Origin of the sequence: Kitasatospora sp. LaBMicrA B282 (assembly GCF_050325825.1) — a bacterium.
Classification (GTDB): Bacteria; Actinomycetota; Actinomycetes; order Streptomycetales; family Streptomycetaceae; genus Kitasatospora.
In genome coordinates, this window is the sequence record NZ_JBNQTI010000034.1 from 1 (window position 1) to 17,358 (window position 17,358).

General features: G+C 76.6%; 12 protein-coding genes and 1 other RNA gene. 6 read left to right on the forward strand and 7 right to left on the reverse strand.

Annotated elements, in window-relative coordinates; all coding sequences use genetic code 11:
- Positions 1-374 precede the first annotated feature (374 nt).
- The 6 genes from ACQRUO_RS12420 to lanL form a co-directional block, all read right to left on the reverse strand.
- Positions 375-1,055, reverse strand: a complete 681-nt coding sequence (locus tag ACQRUO_RS12420; protein ID WP_428315888.1) for a class I SAM-dependent methyltransferase — start codon at positions 1,053-1,055, stop codon at positions 375-377.
- A 67-nt stretch (positions 1,056-1,122) separates the two neighbouring features.
- The gene (locus ACQRUO_RS12425; RefSeq protein ID WP_428315889.1) at positions 1,123-3,177 is read right to left on the reverse strand and encodes an ATP-binding cassette domain-containing protein; all 2,055 of its coding nucleotides are present in this window, start codon (positions 3,175-3,177) and stop codon (positions 1,123-1,125) included.
- Complete coding sequence (locus ACQRUO_RS12430; RefSeq protein WP_428315890.1) at positions 3,177-4,820, reverse strand: ATP-binding cassette domain-containing protein; 1,644 nt, start codon at positions 4,818-4,820, stop codon at positions 3,177-3,179. Before ACQRUO_RS12430 ends, ACQRUO_RS12425 begins: the two co-directional genes overlap by 1 nt.
- 207 nt (positions 4,821-5,027) lie before the next feature.
- Positions 5,028-5,162 (reverse strand): VenA family class IV lanthipeptide, encoded by a 135-nt coding sequence (locus ACQRUO_RS12435; RefSeq protein WP_428315930.1) that lies wholly within the window; start codon positions 5,160-5,162, stop codon positions 5,028-5,030.
- A 201-nt stretch (positions 5,163-5,363) separates the two neighbouring features.
- Positions 5,364-7,355 carry an alpha/beta hydrolase family protein gene (locus ACQRUO_RS12440; RefSeq protein WP_428315891.1) on the reverse strand — a complete coding sequence of 664 codons (1,992 nt, stop codon included), beginning with the start codon at positions 7,353-7,355 and terminating at the stop codon, positions 5,364-5,366.
- The gene (lanL, locus tag ACQRUO_RS12445) at positions 7,352-10,486 is read right to left on the reverse strand and encodes a class IV lanthionine synthetase LanL (protein WP_428315892.1); all 3,135 of its coding nucleotides are present in this window, start codon (positions 10,484-10,486) and stop codon (positions 7,352-7,354) included. Before lanL ends, ACQRUO_RS12440 begins: the two co-directional genes overlap by 4 nt.
- Before the next feature lie 531 nt (positions 10,487-11,017).
- Between lanL and ACQRUO_RS12450 the strand changes: the two genes are divergently transcribed.
- Genes ACQRUO_RS12450 through ACQRUO_RS12460 form a run of 3 tightly spaced genes read left to right on the forward strand, consistent with a single transcriptional unit; the run spans position 11,018 to position 13,825 of the window.
- The gene (locus ACQRUO_RS12450; protein ID WP_428315893.1) at positions 11,018-11,884 is read left to right on the forward strand and encodes a Nif3-like dinuclear metal center hexameric protein; all 867 of its coding nucleotides are present in this window, start codon (positions 11,018-11,020) and stop codon (positions 11,882-11,884) included.
- 34 nt (positions 11,885-11,918) lie between these two features.
- On the forward strand, positions 11,919-12,662 hold the full coding sequence (locus ACQRUO_RS12455; protein ID WP_428315894.1) for a zinc ribbon domain-containing protein: 744 nt from the start codon (positions 11,919-11,921) through the stop codon (positions 12,660-12,662).
- Between the two features lie 2 nt (positions 12,663-12,664).
- A complete protein-coding gene (locus ACQRUO_RS12460) occupies positions 12,665-13,825 on the forward strand; it encodes a bifunctional RNase H/acid phosphatase (RefSeq protein WP_428315895.1) in 1,161 nt (386 codons plus the stop codon).
- Between the two features lie 110 nt (positions 13,826-13,935).
- On the opposite strand, the gene yaaA is transcribed toward ACQRUO_RS12460, so the two are convergent.
- Positions 13,936-14,745: a peroxide stress protein YaaA gene (yaaA, locus tag ACQRUO_RS12465; RefSeq protein WP_428315896.1), complete on the reverse strand. Its 810-nt coding sequence runs from the start codon at positions 14,743-14,745 to the stop codon at positions 13,936-13,938.
- Positions 14,746-14,890: 145 nt separating this feature from the next.
- Between yaaA and ACQRUO_RS12470 the strand changes: the two genes are divergently transcribed.
- From ACQRUO_RS12470 to rnpB, 3 genes are all read left to right on the forward strand, one after another.
- A complete protein-coding gene (locus tag ACQRUO_RS12470) occupies positions 14,891-15,337 on the forward strand; it encodes an SRPBCC family protein (protein ID WP_428315897.1) in 447 nt (148 codons plus the stop codon).
- 9 nt (positions 15,338-15,346) lie between these two features.
- Positions 15,347-16,849, forward strand: coding sequence for a DHA2 family efflux MFS transporter permease subunit (locus ACQRUO_RS12475; protein WP_428315898.1), 1,503 nt, complete (start codon positions 15,347-15,349; stop codon positions 16,847-16,849).
- Positions 16,850-16,862: 13 nt separating this feature from the next.
- An RNA gene (gene rnpB, locus ACQRUO_RS12480) (RNase P RNA component class A) lies at positions 16,863-17,262 on the forward strand.
- Positions 17,263-17,358: the final 96 nt, after the last annotated feature.

Here is a 17,358-nt window from a genome sequence, read left to right on the forward strand (position 1 = left end):
GGTGCGTTGCCGGGGTACGGGCCGGCGGGGGGCACCGGGGCGCCCGGTCCGGGGGGCTGGGCGCCGGCCGGCTGGGGGCGGACCCAGCCGCCCGCGCCGCCGCGCGCGGTGGGGTCCCAGACCGCCGGTGTCATGTCGCCCTGGTCCGTCATCGTGTCGCCCCCGCCTTCGGGTCGGGCCCTGCGGCTGATCGCTGGTCGGTGCTCTGCCGGTGGTCACGGTACCGGCCACGGGGCACCCCGGGTGCGTCGGCTCCCGGAAAGGCGGCGGAAACGGGTCGACCCGGGACCGGTTCGGCCGACTTGTCCGTTCGGGGGGCGACGAGGCCGTCGGGGCGGGTCAGTGGCGTGGGGGCGGAGCGGGCGGCGGCGGGGTCAGGCCGCGCGGCGGCGCAGGACGCGCAGCGAGCCGGTGACGGAGACCTCCTCGAAGCCCTCGGCCAGCGCGCGCAGGTAGACCCGGTAGGGCGCCTGACCGCCGTCGGCCGGGTCGGGGAAGACGTCGTGCACCACCAGCAGGCCGTCCGGCGCCAGGTGCGGGACCCAGCCCTCGTAGTCGCCGGTGGCGTGCTCGTCGGTGTGGCCGCCGTCGATGAAGACCAGCGCCACCCGGCCGCCCCAGACCGCCGCGATCTGCGGCGAGCGGCCGACCAGCGCGACCACGTGCTGCTCCAGGCCGGCCGCGTGCAGGGTGCGGCGGAACCGCGGCAGCGTGTCCATCAGGCCGACCTCGGGGTCGACCAGCGAGGCGTCGTGGTACTCCCAGCCCGGCTGCTGCTCCTCGGAACCGCGGTGGTGGTCCACGGTCAGCGCCACGGTGCCGGCGCGCCGGGCGGCGTCGGCCAGCAGGATCGCCGAGCGGCCGCAGTAGGTGCCGATCTCCAGCACCGGCAGCCCGGTCCGCTCGGCGGCCGTCACCGCCGCGGCGTAGAGCGCCAGGCCCTCGTCCACCGGCATGAAGCCGTCGGCCGCGCTGAAGGCGGCGAGCACCTCGGGGGCAGGGGCGGGCGCCGGGGCCGCGTGGTCGGGGCCGGTCTGCTCCCGGGTCTCGATCATGGCGGCGCTGCTCCCTGGTCCGGCGGACGTGTCCGATGGACCTTACTCGATCCGGAGTGCGCCGCTGTTACCCGCGGGTAGCACCGCGGGCGGGCGGGTGGCGGCCTGGGCCGAGGCGGTGGCCCGCCGGGTCCAGGACGGTCGGCCGGGCCGGATCGGTTGCACCGGGTGGGTCGGAGGTGACGGGAGGGACCGCGGCGGCGGGGTCGTGCGGGCCGGAAGTAACGGACGGAACCGGGGTGGTGACGCGGGCCGGGTCGCCGGCGGGCGGCGTGTCGCCACGCCGACCCGGCGCCACCGCGGACTGCCCGGACAGCCAGTGCCCGACCAACTCCCGGTAGAGCGGCGAGAGCACCTGCAGGTCGCCGTGGCGCGCGACGGTGGCCTGCCCGCCGTCCAGCAGCAGCACCCGGTCCGCACGCAGCGCCGAGCCGATCCGGTGCGCGACCACCACCAGCGACCCGGGCCGCGCGGCGAACGCCGCCTCCACCCGGGCCTCGGCCGCCTGGTCCAGGTGGCAGGTGGCCTCGTCCAGCAGCACCACGGCGGCCGGCGACAGGTAGAGCCGGACCAGGGCGAGCAGTTGGCGCTCGCCGGCCGACAGCGCGGCCGGGTCGGCCAGTTCGGCGTCCAGCCCGCCGAGCCGGGCCACCAGCGGGCCCGCGCCGAGCAGCGCCACGGCGGGCGCCGGGTCGGCGTCGGGCGCGAGCCAGGTGAGGTTCTCCCGGACGGTACCGGTGAACACGTACGCCTGCTGCGGCAGCAGCGCCACCCGGGCGGCGCGCTGCGCGGCAGGCAGCGCGTGCAGTGGCACGCCGTCCAGCGTGACGCGTCCGGCGTCCGGGGCCAGCAGGCCGGCCAGCAGCGCCGCCAGCGTGGACTTGCCCGCACCGCTGGCGCCGACCACGGCGAGGTGCTCACCGGGCGCGATGCCGAGGTCCAGCCCGGTCAGCACCGGAGCAGCGGCGGGGGAGTGGGCGTAGCGCAGCCGCTGGACCCGCAGCGTGCCGGGCGGGTCGGCGGTCGCCCGGGCGGTGCGCCCCGGGCGTGCCGCGGCGGGGGGCGACACGCCGGAGGCGGGGGCGCGCGGGGTGGGGGTGCGTGCAACGGTGGTCGTGGTCTCCGCCAGCCGCTCGAGGGCGATGGTGAGTTGCGGCAGCCAGCCGCCGAACGCGCCGGACAGGGTCCGCACGGCCGGTTCCAACTGCTGGGTGAGGTAGGCGATCACCCCGAGCACCGCACCGGTCGTCAACCAGTGGTGCAGCACCAGCCAGGGCGCCGCGAGGACCACCAGCAGCACCGGCAGCCGCCCGCCGAGGGTCACCGCCAGGGCCCGCAGCGCGCCGGCCCGCCCCAGCGCCCGGGTCGCCGCACCCTGCGCCCGGACCGCCGCGCCGACCGAGGCCGCCACCCGCTGCTCGGCCCCGCACGCCGCCACGTCGCGCAGCCCGCCGAACACCTGCCCCGCCTCCGCGGCCACCCGCTCACCGGCCAGCACCACCTCCTGGCGCCGCCGCAGCAGCGGCGGCAGCAGCCGGACGAAGAGCAGCCCGCCGGCGCCCAGCGGCAGCAGCACCAGCGGCAGCACGACGGGTGCGAGCAGCGCCAGCCCGAGCAGCGCGCCGACCAGGCCGACCCCCACGCCGCGCACGGTGCGCAGCAGGGCGGCGGTCAACTGCCGTACCGTCTCGACCTGTTCGGTGAGCCGGGCGACCGCGGCGAGGTCGTCGGCGTGCGGGTCGGCCAGGGCAGCCGTCACCACCTGGCCCACCAGGGCGTCGCGCAGCGGCTCGACCACGGCGGCGACCTGCGGGAACGCCGCCCTGGCGGCCCAGCCGCGGAGCACCAGCCCGGCCCCGAGCAGCGCCAGCCAGCCGCAACCGGCCAGCGGTCGGCCGACCAGGAAGCCCCGGTCGGCGGCGGTGGCCAGGATCAGCCCGGAGCAGAGCGTGGGCACGGTCTCCACCGCGGCCAACAGCAGCAGCCGCAGCAGCGGGCCCCGCGCAGCGCCGAGCGCGGCACGGCGCAGCGGTGCGAACGGGCCGGGGGAGTCGGGCCGGCCGAACCGGGGACCCGGCCGAGGGTGGGTGCCCGGGGTGCGGGCGGTGGTGTGGCGGCCCATCAGGACACCGCCGTCGCGACCAGCACAGCGCGGTACTCCGGGTCGGCCAGCAACTCGGCATGCGGCGCCAGTGCCCGCAGCCGGCCCCCGTCCAACCACGCCACCAGGTCGGCCCGGGCCGCGGCCGCCGCACGGTGGGCGACCACCAGTCGGGTCCGCCCGGCGGTGGCAGCCGTCAGGGCCCGGGTCACCTGGAACTCCGTGACCAGGTCGAGGCTGCCGGTCGCGTCGTCCAGCACCGCGACCCGCGTGGGCCGGGCGAGCAGCCGGGCCAGCCCGAGGCGCTGCAGTTCGCCGCCGGAGAGTCGCAGTTCGCCGGGCGGGGTGGCCGGCCCCGCCGGCAGCCGGGCGACGAACTCGGCTGCCCGGGCCGCCCGCAGCTGCTCCGGGCCGGCGCCCTCCAGCGCCTCGCCCAGCGTCCGGCCGACCAGCACCGGCCGCTCGAAGGCGTAGCCGACGGCAGCCCGCCGGGCGGTGGGGGAGAGCCGGTCGAGCGGCACGCCGTCCAGCGTCACGATCCCGCGGTCCGGCGCGCGCAGGCCGCCGGCGACCGCGGCGAGCAGCGACTTGCCGGCGCCCGAGCGGCCGACCAGGGCCACCGTGCTGCCGCCGGGCACGGTCAGGTCCAGCGGGCCGAGCAGCGGGGCGCCGCCGGACTCGCCCGCGACCACCACCCGGTGGAGCCGTAGTTCGCCGGGCCCGTCCGGCGGCAGCTCGGCGGTGCCGGGCGTCGGGGCGGGCGCGTCGAGCACCTCGGCCAGCCGTTGCCGCCCCGCCCGGGCGTGGGCCAGCCCGGCCAGCGCCTCCACCTGCTCGAAGAAGCCGATCCCGAGCGCCGACCAGCCGGCCGCGGCCGCCAGCGCGCCCGCGGGCAGCGCGTGCCGGGCCACCAGGGTGCCGGCGGTGGCCAACACCGCCAGTTCCACGGCCGCGATCAGCAGCATCGCCTGCCACACCGTGCGACGCTGGGTCGCCCAGAACTCCCGTCCGGTGGCGGCCAGTTCGGGAAGCGGCGCGAGCACCCGGGCGGCCTCGCCGGCCTCGGCCCCGGCGGCGTGGATGCTGCGCAAGCCGGTCAGCGCACCGCTCAGCCGGGCCGCGATCGCGGACTGGGCCTGCTGGTAGCGGACGAACCCGTCCCCCGCCGCCTGCCCGAACAGCCGCACCAGCAGCACCCCCGGAACCACCCCGCCCAGGAAGGCGAGCGCCAGCCAGGGCGACAGCACGCCGAGCCCGAGGATCGCGCCGAGCGAGGTGAGCAGCGCGGTCCCGGTGCCGACCGCCGCCGGGACGCGGTTGCCGGCGTCCGCGGCGGCGGTGACCAGCCGGGCCGTCAGATCACCGGCGGCCCAGCCGACCCGCTGGGGCCCGAGGGCCAGGACGTGGTCGAGGAAGCGTTCCCGTTGCGCGACGGTCGCCGCGGCCGAGCAGGCGGGACCGGCCAGCGCCAGTACGGTGGCGGCCACCGCACCGGCGAGCAGCACGGCGGCCAACAGCAGTACGGCCGGGGTCGCGGCCGCCGGCCGCTCGGGGTGGGCCAGGACGGCGTCGGCGGCCCCGGCGAGCGCGGCGGGCAGGGCCAGCGTGAGCGCGGCGTCGACCGGGGCCGCGACAACCAGGGCGAGAGTCCAGCGCCGCGCCATGTGAGCTCCGGGGGGGTAGGTGGGGGTGACGTGTGAGGTGGGGCACCAGGAGGTGCCGGGTGTGCCGCAGGGCACCGGCCGGTCGGGCGGACGGTGCCCTGCGGGCGGCAGCACCGCGGTCCGCGGTCCGCGGTGCTGCGAGGTCGTGCGGTGGTGTACTGCCCGGTGCCGGGCCGACGGTGGGTCAGCCCAGCCCCTCTCCTGGGGTCAGGAGAGGGTGAAGATCAGGCAGGTCAGGATCAGGCAGGTGAACTGGCACCCGCTGCCGTGGCCGGTCAGCTCGGCCGACTCGGTCTCCGGCAGGTCCTGCAGGGCCGCGAGGTCGGTCTCGAAGCCGGTCATGTTCTCCACGATGGGTCCTCCCCTTGCTGGTGGTGCGCAGCGCGAACTGCCCTGCGCACCTTCGGTGTCGGTTCGCCGTGCGGTCCGTTCCGGACTGGACCGGACCGCACGGGCGGTGCTCCCCGGCCGGCCCGTGGGACGGGCGGGTCGGGGAAGTCTCGAGAGTGGCGGGCCGGCCGCAGTGGCGGGCCCGCCGCGGGGCTAGCCGCGCAGGAAGCCGGCGAGCAGTTCGTGCAGCACGGCTGCGCCCTCTTCGGCGAGCACCTCGTGCCCGGCGCCGGCCACCTCCAGGTAGCGGAAGTCGACGCCCTCCACCCGGCCGAGCCGCAGCAGTTCGTGCCGCAGGGTGCGGGACTGGCTCACCGGAACCACCTCGTCGCGGTCTCCGTGGACCACCAGCAGCGGCACGGTGAGCGAGCCGGCCAGGGCCAGGACGTCGCGCGGGCCCAGGGCGTCCTCGATCGGCTCACCGCCGCCGAGCCGGGTGGTCAGGGCCCGGACCGGGGCGGCGGCCTCGGCCAACAGCCGGGCGCCGGACAGGAACGGGGCGACCACCGCACAGCGGCCGAGCTGCCCCGCGGGTGCGTGGGCGGCGGCCAGCAGCGCCAGGAAGGCGCCGTAGCTGACCCCGAAGAGGCCGGGCGGCGGCAGGCCGAGGGCGGCCCGCCGGTCGGCGACGGCGGTCACCAGCGCGAGCACGTCCGCCAGGTCGGGCCCGCCCCAGGCGCCCTTGATCGACATCGCGTGGGCGACCCCGTAGCCGGTGCTGCCGCGCTGGTTGGGCGCCAGCACCGCCAGGCCCTCGGCGGCCATCCGCTGCAGGGCGGGGTCGAACTCCAGTCGCCAGGCGTCGGCCGGGCCGCCGTGCAGGGCGATGGCCAGCCGCGGGCTGCTCAGCCAGGCCGCGCCGCCGTACACCACGGCCTCGATCGGTCCGGCGGGGCCGGCGAGTTCCAGGCTGTGCGCACCGTGCCAGCGGCTGCCGCCGCCGGGCTCGGCGCTGCCGTCCAGCCGCCAGCCGGTGGCCGCCGTGTCCACGACCCGCGCGGTTGCACCGAGCGCGCCGGCCGGCGCGCCCGGCACCGCCCCCTGACCCGTGCCGGGGATCGGCAGCACCGGGAGGACCGGCGTCAGCGCCGACGCGGATGCCGGCCCGCCCCGCCCGGCCAGCAGCCGGTCCACCGCCAGGGTGGCCAGCGCCGCCGGGTGGTCCGGCGCCGAGTACGGCATCCGGAGCCCGGCCGCGGCCGACCAGTGCCCGATCGCGCCGAACCGTCCGGGCGGCACCGGCAGTCGCTCCAGCCGTCCGTCGGCCGGCCGCCAGAGCACCAGGGCCGAGGCGGCGCCGTGGTCGATCTGCACCGCCACCCGGCTCCGCTCGGCAGTGACCGAGCCGGGTTCCACCGCCACCGGGCGCAGGAACCGGCCGGGGGTGTGCAGGCAGTCCGGGAAGCGCACCGGCCGCTCGCTGCCGAGCACCCCCCAGCCGAGCCGGTCCTCGCCGGCGGCGTCGCTGCGCAGCAGCAGGAAGCCGGTGTCGGGGTCGAAGAGCATCAGTCGGTCGTTGCTGCGCTCGGCGATCTCCAGCAGCGGGGTCACGGTGCCCAGCCGCAGGTCCAGCGCGACGGTCTTGACCACGCCGGCGTGCACCCGGTCCAGGGCGAGCAGCCGGCCGGTGCGGTCCAGCCAGACCCCGCCGCCGTGCAAACCGGGCAACTCGGCGACCTGGCGCGGGGCGCGGCCGTCGGCGTAGACCAGGTAGGCGGTGGTGGTCGGCTGGATGTCGGTCCCCAGGGCCACCGCGACCGGCTGGTCGCCGGGGGCCGCCAGCGGGTCGACCGGCAGCGGCAGCAACCGGAGCCCGGGGGTCCGCAGCGTGCTCAGCGACTGTTCGGCGGCCACCTCGCCGTCCCGGGCGAGCAGCACCAGGTCGTGCCGGTCGCCGTCGTGCCGGCAGACCAGGACCCGGCCGTCCGGCAGCGCGACCAGTTGCGAGCGCAGGCTCTCCGAGCGCTCCCCGGGGAGCAGTAGCGGCACCGGGCGGGCCGGACCGGTCGGGTCCAGCGCCCAGCTCTCGGCGTACCAGCCGCCGTCCGCGCCGGCCGCCAGGCAGGCGGCGTGCGAGCCGTCGGCGGCGAAGGTGAAGCTCAGCCGGCGCAGGGCGGGTGCGGTGGCGCGCAGGACGGCGGTCATCGGGGCACCGCCCCGGTGGCGGAGTCGCGTTCCGGTGCCCGGCTCTCCGGGACCCGGGGCCGGCCCTGGGCCTGGCCCGTCGCGACCTGCGACTGCTCCTGGCCCGTCGTGTCGGGCAGTCGGCCCGCCGTGGCCGGCACCGGGTCCAGCCAGAGCCGCGGGCCGCCGTGCCGCAGGCGCAGCAGGAAGGCGAGCGGACCGGCGGTGCCGGTGCCGTACCCGGCGGCGCAGCCGGTGCCGGTCTCGTCGGGCACCACCAAGAGCCCGTCGCGCAGCACCGCCCGGGCGGCGATCAGCCGGGCCAGTTCGCGCGCGCCGGCCAGGAACCGCGGCTCGCCGGTGGCCTGGGCCAGGTCCAGCAGGTACTCGCCGTCCCCGGCCAGCCCGTGGCAGGCGCTGGTGCCGCTGCGCCACCGGTTGGCCAGCACCGCCGTCCCAGCGGCGGTCGCGAGTTCGCGCACCGCCGGGTCGCCGTTGACCTGCCAGAGCCGGATCAGGAAGCTGCCGACCCCGGAGGAGCCGCTGCACCAGTGGGACAGCCGCACGTGCGGCGGGTCCCCGGCGCTCTGCGGCCACCAGGCCGTCGGTGCCGCGGTCGTCGTCGGTGCAGCCGTCGTCATCGCGGCCGTCGTCGGCGCCGCGGCCGGTGTCGTCGCAGCCGCCTCCGCGTCGCCGCCGCGGCGCACCGTGGCCGCGAGGGTGGCCGCCGCCCGTTCGGCTCCGGCCAGTGCGGCCGGGTCGCCGGTGGCGCGGTGGACGGCGAGCAGGAAGGCGCCGACCCCGGCCACCCCGTGGCCATAGCCCAGGTGGGTGATGCCGGCCAGGGTGGAGTCGAAGTCCGCGGGCACCGGCCAGACCGTGCCGTAGGGCTCGGTCGTCGCGGCCGCCAGCAGGCTGCGCGCCGCGGCCAGCGCGGCCTCGTGCTCGCCGAGCCGCAGCCGCAGGAAGCCGGCGCCGGCCGCGCCGTGGCAGATGTCCGGGTTGGGCCAGTGCTGCGGCACGGCGGCGGCCAACCGGCGGGCACGAGAGGCGAGTTCGGGATCGTCCAGGGCCTCGGCGGTGTCCAGCAGGGCCCAGGCCGCGCCGGAGCGGCCGAAGTGCAGGCCGGGCAGCACCACCGGTTCGGCGGCGCACCGTCGCTCGATCCACCGAGCGGCGTGACGAACCGTCAGCTCGACGTCGCCGTAGGTCGATTCGTCGAGCAGGTCGGGCGTGGCCAGGGCTCGGGCCAGCACCGCGAGCACCCCGGCCGCGCCGTGCTGGACGTTGCACGGGTCGGTCTGCTGGCCGTTCGGCACGGTGGGCCAGAGCCGGTCCGGGCGCTGCGGGGTGGCGGTGGCGGCCAGGTGCCGCAGGCCGTCCAGCAGGACCCGGTCCAGCACCCCGTCCGCGGCGCGCTCGGCCGCCTCCGCCGCCCCGCCCGCACCTGCCGCCCCACCCGCATCGGTCGCGACGGTCACTGCCGGGTCCTGGGCCGGGTCCGGGGCGGAGTCAGGGTCCGCGTCCGCCGCCAGTGCCTCCCGCACCCGCGCCGGTGACCACCGCTCCGCCGCCACCGGCGCCCGCAGCCCCAGCAGCGCCGCCTGCAGCCGGCGGGCGCTCTCGCCCTGCCGGGCGGCCAGCGCGAGCCAGCGCCCGAGCCGCTCGGGCACCGGTCGGGCCTGCGGCAGGTCCTCCGGCAGCAGCGGATCGTGGCCGGTGGCGAGCAGGAAGAGCAGCCCGCCGAGGGCGAACAGGTCGGCGCTCGGCGCGGCGCGCAGCGAGCCGACCCGCTGCTCCGGCGCCCGGTAGCCGGGGGTGCCCGCCGTGCCGGCCAGGACGCCCGTGGGGCAGGCGAGTTCGAGGTCGATCAGGTGCAGCTGCGGCGCTTCGTCGCCGTCGGGCAGCACCAGGACGTTGCCCGGGGACAGGTCGCGCAGCACGTACCCGGCCGCGTGCACCCGTGCCACCAGGTCGACCAGGGCCAGCGCCATCGGCCGGGCCGTCGCCCAGGGCACGCCGGGCGCGCCGTCGGTGGTCAGCCGGGCGGCGACCCAGCTGCCCAGTGGCTGGCCCGGGATGTGCTCCTGCACCAGCAGGACCGAGTCCGCCTGTTCGATCAGGTCCAGCGGTCGGGCGGTGAGGCCGCGGTCGGCCAGCTCCGTCAGCACCCGGGCCTCGTGGTGCAGCGCGGTGCGCGCCTCGGTGCCCGCCCGGTCCACCTCGATGTGCGCCCGGGCCTGCTTGACCACCACGTTCCGTCCGGTGCGGGTGTCGTTGCCGAGGAACACCCCGCCCTTGCTGCCGTGCCGCATCGCTGCGGTCAGCAGGTACCGGTCGCCGATCAGCACGCCGCCCTCCTTGCCTTCCGGTCGTCGCGCGCCTGCCGGCCGTCCCGCACCCTCCGGTCGTCCCGCCGGGCGGCCGGCCGGTCCGGTGGCGCCCGCGGGCGGTGCGCCGGCCGGCCGCCGACCCTCGACGGGGTCGACCACCCACGGCGGGCGCCGGTAACTGGCTCCGCGCACGTCCTCGATCCGCCGGCCGTCCGGCGCCCGCAGCAGCGAGCGGTAGGCGCCGTCGTTGCCCAGCTCGGCGCGGGCGGAGATCACGCCGTACCGGTAGTGCACCCGGCTGCCCGGCGCGAACGGCCGGTCGGAGAGCACCACCGGGCCGGGCCGGCCCTCGGTGGCCCGGTGCAGCGCGCCGGCCAGTCGCTCGAACTGGGCTTCGTCCAACGGGTAGACGGTGATGAACTTGCCGGCCGAACCCCGCTCGCTGTTCCGGGAGTTGATCTGGTGCAGCCGCTCCCGGTCGGCCGCGAACTTGAACACGCACGGGTCCTCGGCCAGCACCTCGGCCACCGCGCCGAGCACCTCGGCCGCCACGCCGGCGGCCGCGCTCACGTGGATCTTCCAACCCTGTTCGGGCAGCAGCTCGGGACGGGCGAGCACCGCGGGCGGCCGCACCGTGCACCAGAACTCGTCGAAGGCGGCTCCCCAGCCACCCGCGACCCTCCCCGGTGTCGTTCCGGTGCCGGCCACGGCCGCCCGGGCCACCTCGACCAGCGTGTCGTCCGCAGGTGCTCCGGTCCGCCACGTCCGGTCCACCGACTCCGGCCCCGCGGCCAGTCGCAGCGGTATGCCCGTTGCCATCCGCTCCCACCCCACTCCGTGTCCGTCCGGCTGTCGGTCATTCCCCCCGGGAAATCCCCCCGGGGATCCCTGCGGGACCCCCGCGCACCGGGTGCTGCCGGCGCCATCGGCTGCCGCAACTCCCGTTCGCACCGGAGAAGTTACTTTCGGCCCTGGGGTCACTCAACGCAGCGCGGGTCACTTCACTCTTTGGGGTGATGTGGCGGCCCTTTCGGGTGCGGACCGACCCCCGGCTCTGCCACAGCGACGTCGTGGCGGGGCTGGCGGGACCGGGTTCCGGTGGGCGGCGCGGCGGGTCGTACGAGCGGGTCGGGGCAGGTCGCGGGGGTGCGCGCGGGTTGACGGCGACGCGGCCGGGCGCACCCCGGTCGGGTCTCGGCCGGCCGTCGGCCGCGCCCCCCGGATCCCGCGCCCGGTCCTCCCCGGCCGCGCGCCCGGTCCTCCCCGGGATCCCGTGCCCGGCTCTCCCCGGCCCCGCGCCCGGCCCGGCCGGGGACTCGGGCCCGGCCCCGCGCGCGGTAGTCTCAACGGGTGCCGAAACTGTCCGACGTCATCAACGCGCTCGACGAGCTCTACCCGCCGCAGTGGGCGGAGTCCTGGGATGCCGTCGGCCTGGTCTGCGGCGATCCGGACGACGAGGTGCGCCGGGTGCTGTTCGCCGTCGACCCCGTGCAGCCGGTGGTCGAGGAGGCGGTGGCCTGGGGCGCCGACCTGGTCGTGACGCACCACCCGCTCTACCTGCGCGGCACCACCAGCGTGGCCGCGACCTCGTTCAAGGGCCGCGTGGTGCACACCCTGATCCGGGCCGGCATCGGCCTGTTCGTGGCACACACCAACGCCGACAGCGCCGACCCCGGCGTCTCCGACGCCCTCGCCGCCGCGCTCGGCCTGACCGTCCTCGGCCCGTTGGACCCGGACCCGACCGACCCGGCCGGCCGCCGCGGCATCGGGCGGATCTGCGAGCTGCCCGAGCCGATGCCGCTGGCCGCGTTCGCCGCGCAGGTGGCCGCGGGGCTGCCCGCGACCGCCACCGGCGTGCGGGTTTCCGGCGACGGCGACCGGCCGATCCGCCGGGTGGCGGTCTCCGGCGGCTCCGGCGACGGCTTCTTCGCCCAGGTCCGGGCGGCCGGCGTGGACGCCTTCGTCACCGCGGACCTGCGCCACCACCCGGCCGCCGAGGCGGCCGAGGCCGCCCCGATCGCCCTGCTCGACGCCGCCCACTGGGCCACCGAGTGGCCCTGGCTCGACCAGGCCGCCCGCGAGCTCACCGCGGCCGCCGCGAAGCACGGCTGGGAAGTGGCGACCAGGGTCTCCACCCGGGTCACCGACCCGTGGACCGCGCACGCACCCATGCCGTACGACGCCGAGTCGGCCCGCCCGGCCACCGCACACCTCTGACCCGCACCACCCCGTCATCACAGGAGCCCTCCGCTTGAACGCCGCGCCCGCCGACCAGATCCGCCTCCTCGACCTGCAGGCCATCGACTCCAAGCTCGACCAGCTGGCCCACCGGCGCCGCACCCTGCCCGAGCACGCGGAGATCGACAAGGCCACCGCCGACCAGACCGCGCTCAAGGACCTGGTGGTCGCCGCCCAGGCCCAGCAGGGCGACACCGCCCGTGAGCTGACCAAGGCCGAGCAGGACGTCGAGCAGGTCCGCACCCGGGCCACCCGCAACCAGCAGCGGATGGACTCCGGCACGGTCAGCTCCGCCAGGGACCTGGAGAACCTGCAGCACGAGATCGGCTCGCTGGCCAAGCGCCAGGCCGACCTGGAGGACGTGGTGCTGGAGGTGATGGAGCGTTCGGAGGCCGCGCAGACCCGGGTCACCGAGCTGACCGCCCGCCTGCAGCACGCCGACGTGGTGCTCGGCGAGGCCGTCGCCCGCCGCGACGCCGCCTTCGGCGAGATCGACGCCGAGGCCGCCAAGGTGGGCCGCGACCGCGAGGCCGTCGCCCAGGTGATCCCGGCCGACCTGCTGAAGCTCTACACCCGCCTGCGCGAGCAGCAGGGCGGCGTCGGTGCGGCCCGCCTCTACCAGCGCCGCTGCGAGGGCTGCCGGGTCGAGTTCGCGGTCTCCGACCTGAACGCGATCAAGGCCGAGCCGAAGGACGCCGTGGTGCGCTGCGACAACTGCGGTCGGATCCTGGTCCGCACCGGCGAGTCGGGCATCTGAGCGTGACCGCTCGCAGGTTCGTCGTCGAGGCGGACGGCGGCTCCCGGGGCAACCCGGGCCCGGCCGGCTACGGCGCCGTGGTCCGCGACGGTGACACCGGCCAGATCATCGCCGAGGCGGCCGAGTACATCGGCCGGGCCACCAACAACGTGGCCGAGTACCGCGGGCTGATCGCCGGCCTGCGGGCCGCCCACGCCATCGACCCGACCGCCACGGTGGACGTCCGGCTGGACTCCAAGCTGGTGGTCGAGCAGATGTCCGGCCGCTGGAAGATCAAGCACCCGGACATGCAGCCGCTGGCCGCCGAGGCCCGCACGGTCTTCCCGCGCGGGCAGGTCGGCTACTCCTGGATCCCGCGCGAGCGGAACAAGGAGGCCGACCGGCTGGCCAACGAGGCGATGGACGCGGGCCAGGCGGGCCGCGCGTGGCAGCCGAAGGCCCGCCCGGCGGCACCCGAGCTCTCGGTCGCCGAGGCCGCGCCCGAGCCGCTCGCCGAACCGCCGGCCGCCAAGGCCGGCTGGGCCGCGCCCGCCGACCTGGGCACCCCCACCACCCTGGTGCTGCTGCGGCACGGCGAGACCGCGCTGACCCCGCAGAAGCGCTTCTCCGGCAGCACCGGCAGCGACCCGGAGCTCTCCGAGCGCGGACTGTGGCAGGCCGAGCGGGCCGCCGAGGCACTGGCTGCCCGCGGCACCGTGCAGGCGGTGGTCTGCTCGCCGATGCTGCGCACCCGGCAGACCGCCGAGGCGGTGGCGCTGCGACTGGGCCTGCCGGTGCGGGTCGAGGAGGGGCTGCGCGAGCTGGACTTCGGGGACTGGGAGGGCCTCACCTTCGCCGAGGTGCAGGAGCGCCACCCCGAGGACCTGACCGCCTGGCTCGCCTCCACCAAGGCCAAGCCGACCGGCAGCACCGAGAGCTTCGCCTCGCTGACCCAGCGGGTCGGGGTGGCCCGGGACAAGATCCTGGCCCGTTACGCGGGCCGGACGGTCCTGGTGGTCTCGCACGTCAGCCCGATCAAGACGCTGGTCCGGCTGGCCCTCGGGGCGCCGCCGGACGCGGTCTACCGGATGGAGCTGTCGGCCGCCTCGTTCTGCGCGGTGCAGTACTACGCGGACGGCAACGCCTCGCTGCGGCTGCTCAACGACACCGGGCACCTGCGCTGAGCGGTTCCCGGAGCTGATGGGGCGTCCCGTGTCGACGCCCCATCAGCCCTCCTCCCGGCCTTCCGCGAGGCTCTCCTGGCGTTCCATCGGGTGATCATCCCGACTCGCCGTCAGTGGATCTCGGTGACCACCACGTCCAGCTGCCACGGCTTGCGGGCGCTGCCGGCGGCCGCCGTCTCGACCGTGTAGCCGAGGCCGCGCAGCACCTCCAGCAGCTCGCCCGGGGTGGCCGGCTGCTCACCCGAGTTCAGCAGGTCGCGCACCAGCCGCCCCTTGGTGGCCTTGTTGAAGTGGCTCACCACGGTGCGCTTGCCGTCCTTCTCCTGGAGCACCCGCACGGTCGCAGTGCGCGCCACCAGCTCGCCGGCCGGCTTCCAGGAGGCGGCGTAGGCCGAGCTGCGCAGGTCCAGCACCAGGCCGTCCGCCTCGGCGGGCAGCACCTCGGCCGTCTCCCGGCGCCAGTACCCGCCGAGCGCGCCGAGCGGCGGCAGCTTCACGCCGCCCGAGCACCGGTAGCCCGGGATCCGGTCGCCGATCCGGACCGCGCCCCACAGCCCGGAGAAGACCAGCAGCGAGCGCTCGGCCCGGGCGTACGCCGCCTCGTCCAGCTTGGCCAGGCCGAGCGCGTCGTAGAGCACCCCGGTGTACAGCTCGCCGGCCGGCAGCGTGCCCGCGGTGCGCAGCGCGGCATTGCGGGCGATCTCGCCGCGCAGGCCCTTGCTCAGTCCGAGCACCTCGGCGGCCCGGTCCTCGGCGGCCTGGTCCGCCGCCGCGTCCCGGCACAGCTCGACCAGTGCCGCCAGCACCCGCTCCCGGGCGGCAGTCAGCCCGGGCAGCGAGAGCGAGGCGAGGTCGAGTGGTGCTCCCGCGGGTGCCTCCGCCTTGCCCTCGGACGGCGGCAGCAGGACCAGGTAGGCCATGCGCTGGCTCCTCTCATCTCGTCTCGTCGCGCGTCGGGCGACGCGGTGCGTCGCGTCGTCCCACGCATTGAACAGTTTGTTGAATCGGCGCCCGGAAATCTACCCGCCCGCCCGCCGCCTCCCTACCATGGGCGGCAGGGGGTGCATGCCGGTGCGTTACGTCGAGCAGGTGGAGATCCGGGTCCCGGCCGCCGAGGTCTGGGTGGTACTGGCGGACGTCCAAGGATGGCGCAAGTGGACGCCGTCGATCGAACTGGTCCGGCGGCGCGAGCAGCACCGGCCGTTCGGACTGGGCTCCGAGGCCTGGGTCAAGCAGCCCCGACTGGCCGGCTCGATCTGGCTGGTGACCACCTTCGAACCGGAGCGCTCCTTCGTCTGGCAGACCGAGTTCCCCGGCCTGCGGACCACCGCCGGGCACCACCTGCACCCGCAGGCCGACGGCGGTACCCGGGTCACCCTGGAACTGCGGCAGAGCGGCCTGCTGGCCCCGCTCGCCGGCCTCGCGCTGGGGCGGTTGACCCGCCGCTACCTGGCGATGGAGGCGGCCGGGCTCAAGTCATACTGTGAGGGGATTCGTCCCATCCATACCTAGGCTGGTCGGGTGACCGATCAGACCGCCCTCACGCGGGGCCGCCGCCTGTTGATCCTGGCGATCTGCTGCATGAGCCTGCTGATCGTCGGGCTGGACAACACCATCGTCAACGTCGCGCTGCCGTCCATCCAGCACGACCTGAAGGCCCCCGCCTCCGGGCTGCAGTGGGTGGTCGCCGCCTACACCCTGGTCCTGGCCTCGCTGCTGATCCTCTCCGGCTCGGTGGCCGACCGGATCGGCCGCCGCCGGATCTTCCAGCTCGGCCTGGTCTGCTTCGTGCTCGGCTCGGCCCTGTGCAGCATCGCGCCCAGCCTGGGCTGGCTGATCGCCTTCCGCGCCCTGCAGGCGGTGGGCGGCTCGATGCTCAACCCGGTCGCCATGTCGATCATCACCAACGTCTTCACCGACCCGCGCGAGCGGGCCCAGGCCATCGGCGTCTGGAGCGGCGTGGTGGGCATCAGCATGGCGCTCGGCCCGCTGGTCGGCGGCGTGCTGCTGGACAACTACAGCTGGCCCTCGATCTTCCTGATCAACGTGCCGATCGGCCTGCTCGCCATCGCGCTGGCGGCCCGCTTCGTGCCCGAGTCCCGGGCACCGCGGGCCCGCCGGCTGGACCCGGTCGGCCAACTGCTGGCCGTGCTGGTGCTCGGCGCGGGCACCGGCGCGATCATCGAGGGCCCCGACCACGGCTGGACCTCCCCGGTCATCCTGACCCTGATCGTCCTTGCCGCCGGTGCGCTGATCGCCTTCCCGCTCTGGGAGCGCCGCCACCGCGAGCCCCTGCTGGACCTGCGCTTCTTCCGCAGCGCACCGTTCTCCGGGGCGACCCTGATCGCGCTCTGCGCCTTCTCCGCGCTCGGCGGCTTCCTCTTCCTGAACACCCTGTACCTGCAGGACGTGCGCCACTACTCGCCGGTCGAGGCCGGCCTGTGGACCCTGCCGATCGCCGGCTTCACCCTGGTCTGCGCCCCGATCTCGGGCCGGATCGTCGGCTCCCGCGGCCCGCGGATCCCGCTGGTGCTGGCCGGCCTCGGGGTGGCCGCCAGCGGGCTGCTGCTCACCCGGCTGACCGCCACCTCCTCGCCCGCCCTGCTGCTCGCCTCCTACAGCGTCTTCGGCTTCGGCTTCGGCCTGATCAACGCCCCGGTCACCAACGCCGCGGTCAGCGGCATGCCGCGGGCCCAGGCCGGCGTGGCGGCCGCGGTCGCCTCGACCAGCCGCCAGGTCGGCCAGTCGCTGGGCGTCGCGGTGCTCGGCACCGTGGTCACCTCCGCCGTGGTCGGCCCGCTGGCCGCCGGGTTCGCGCCCGCCAGCCACGCCGGCTGGTGGATCGTGATGGCCCTCGGCCTGGCCGTCGCCGTGCTCGGCCTGCTCACCAGCACCCCCTGGGCGCTGGGCACCGCCGCCCGGGTCGCCGCCCGCTTCAGCGACGGCGCCCCGGCCGGTCCGCCCAGCGCCCGACCCACACCCACCCCGGCTGTCCAGGGCAGCCCCGCCGACCGGCTACGATGACCAGTACGGCGGACGAGCCGGCCGGGCGGTCGCGACGGGTCCTCAACGACCCGCCGAGGAACGTCCGGGCTCCACAGAGCAGGGTGGTGGGTAACGCCCACCCGGGGTGACCCGCGGGACAGTGCCACAGAAAACAGACCGCCGACGGCTCCGGCCGCCGGTAAGGGTGAAACGGTGGTGTAAGAGACCACCAGCGACCGAGGTGACTCGGCCGGCTCGGTAAACCCCACCTGGAGCAAGGTCAAGATCGGTGCCCCCGGGCACCGTGCGCGGGTGTTCGAGGGCTGCTCGCCCAAGCTCGCGGGTAGACCGCACGAGGCTGTCGGCAACGGCAGCCCTAGATGGATGGCCGCCTCCCCAGGCCGCGCAAGCAGCCCGGGAGACAGAACCCGGCGTACAGGCCGACTCGTCCGCCCCTAGCTTCGGCTTTGCCTCGGAAAGGGCCTCTGACCTGCGTCGGAGGCCCTTTCTGATCTTTCAGGGGCTTGCCGTGTTAGGCGCCAAAACGT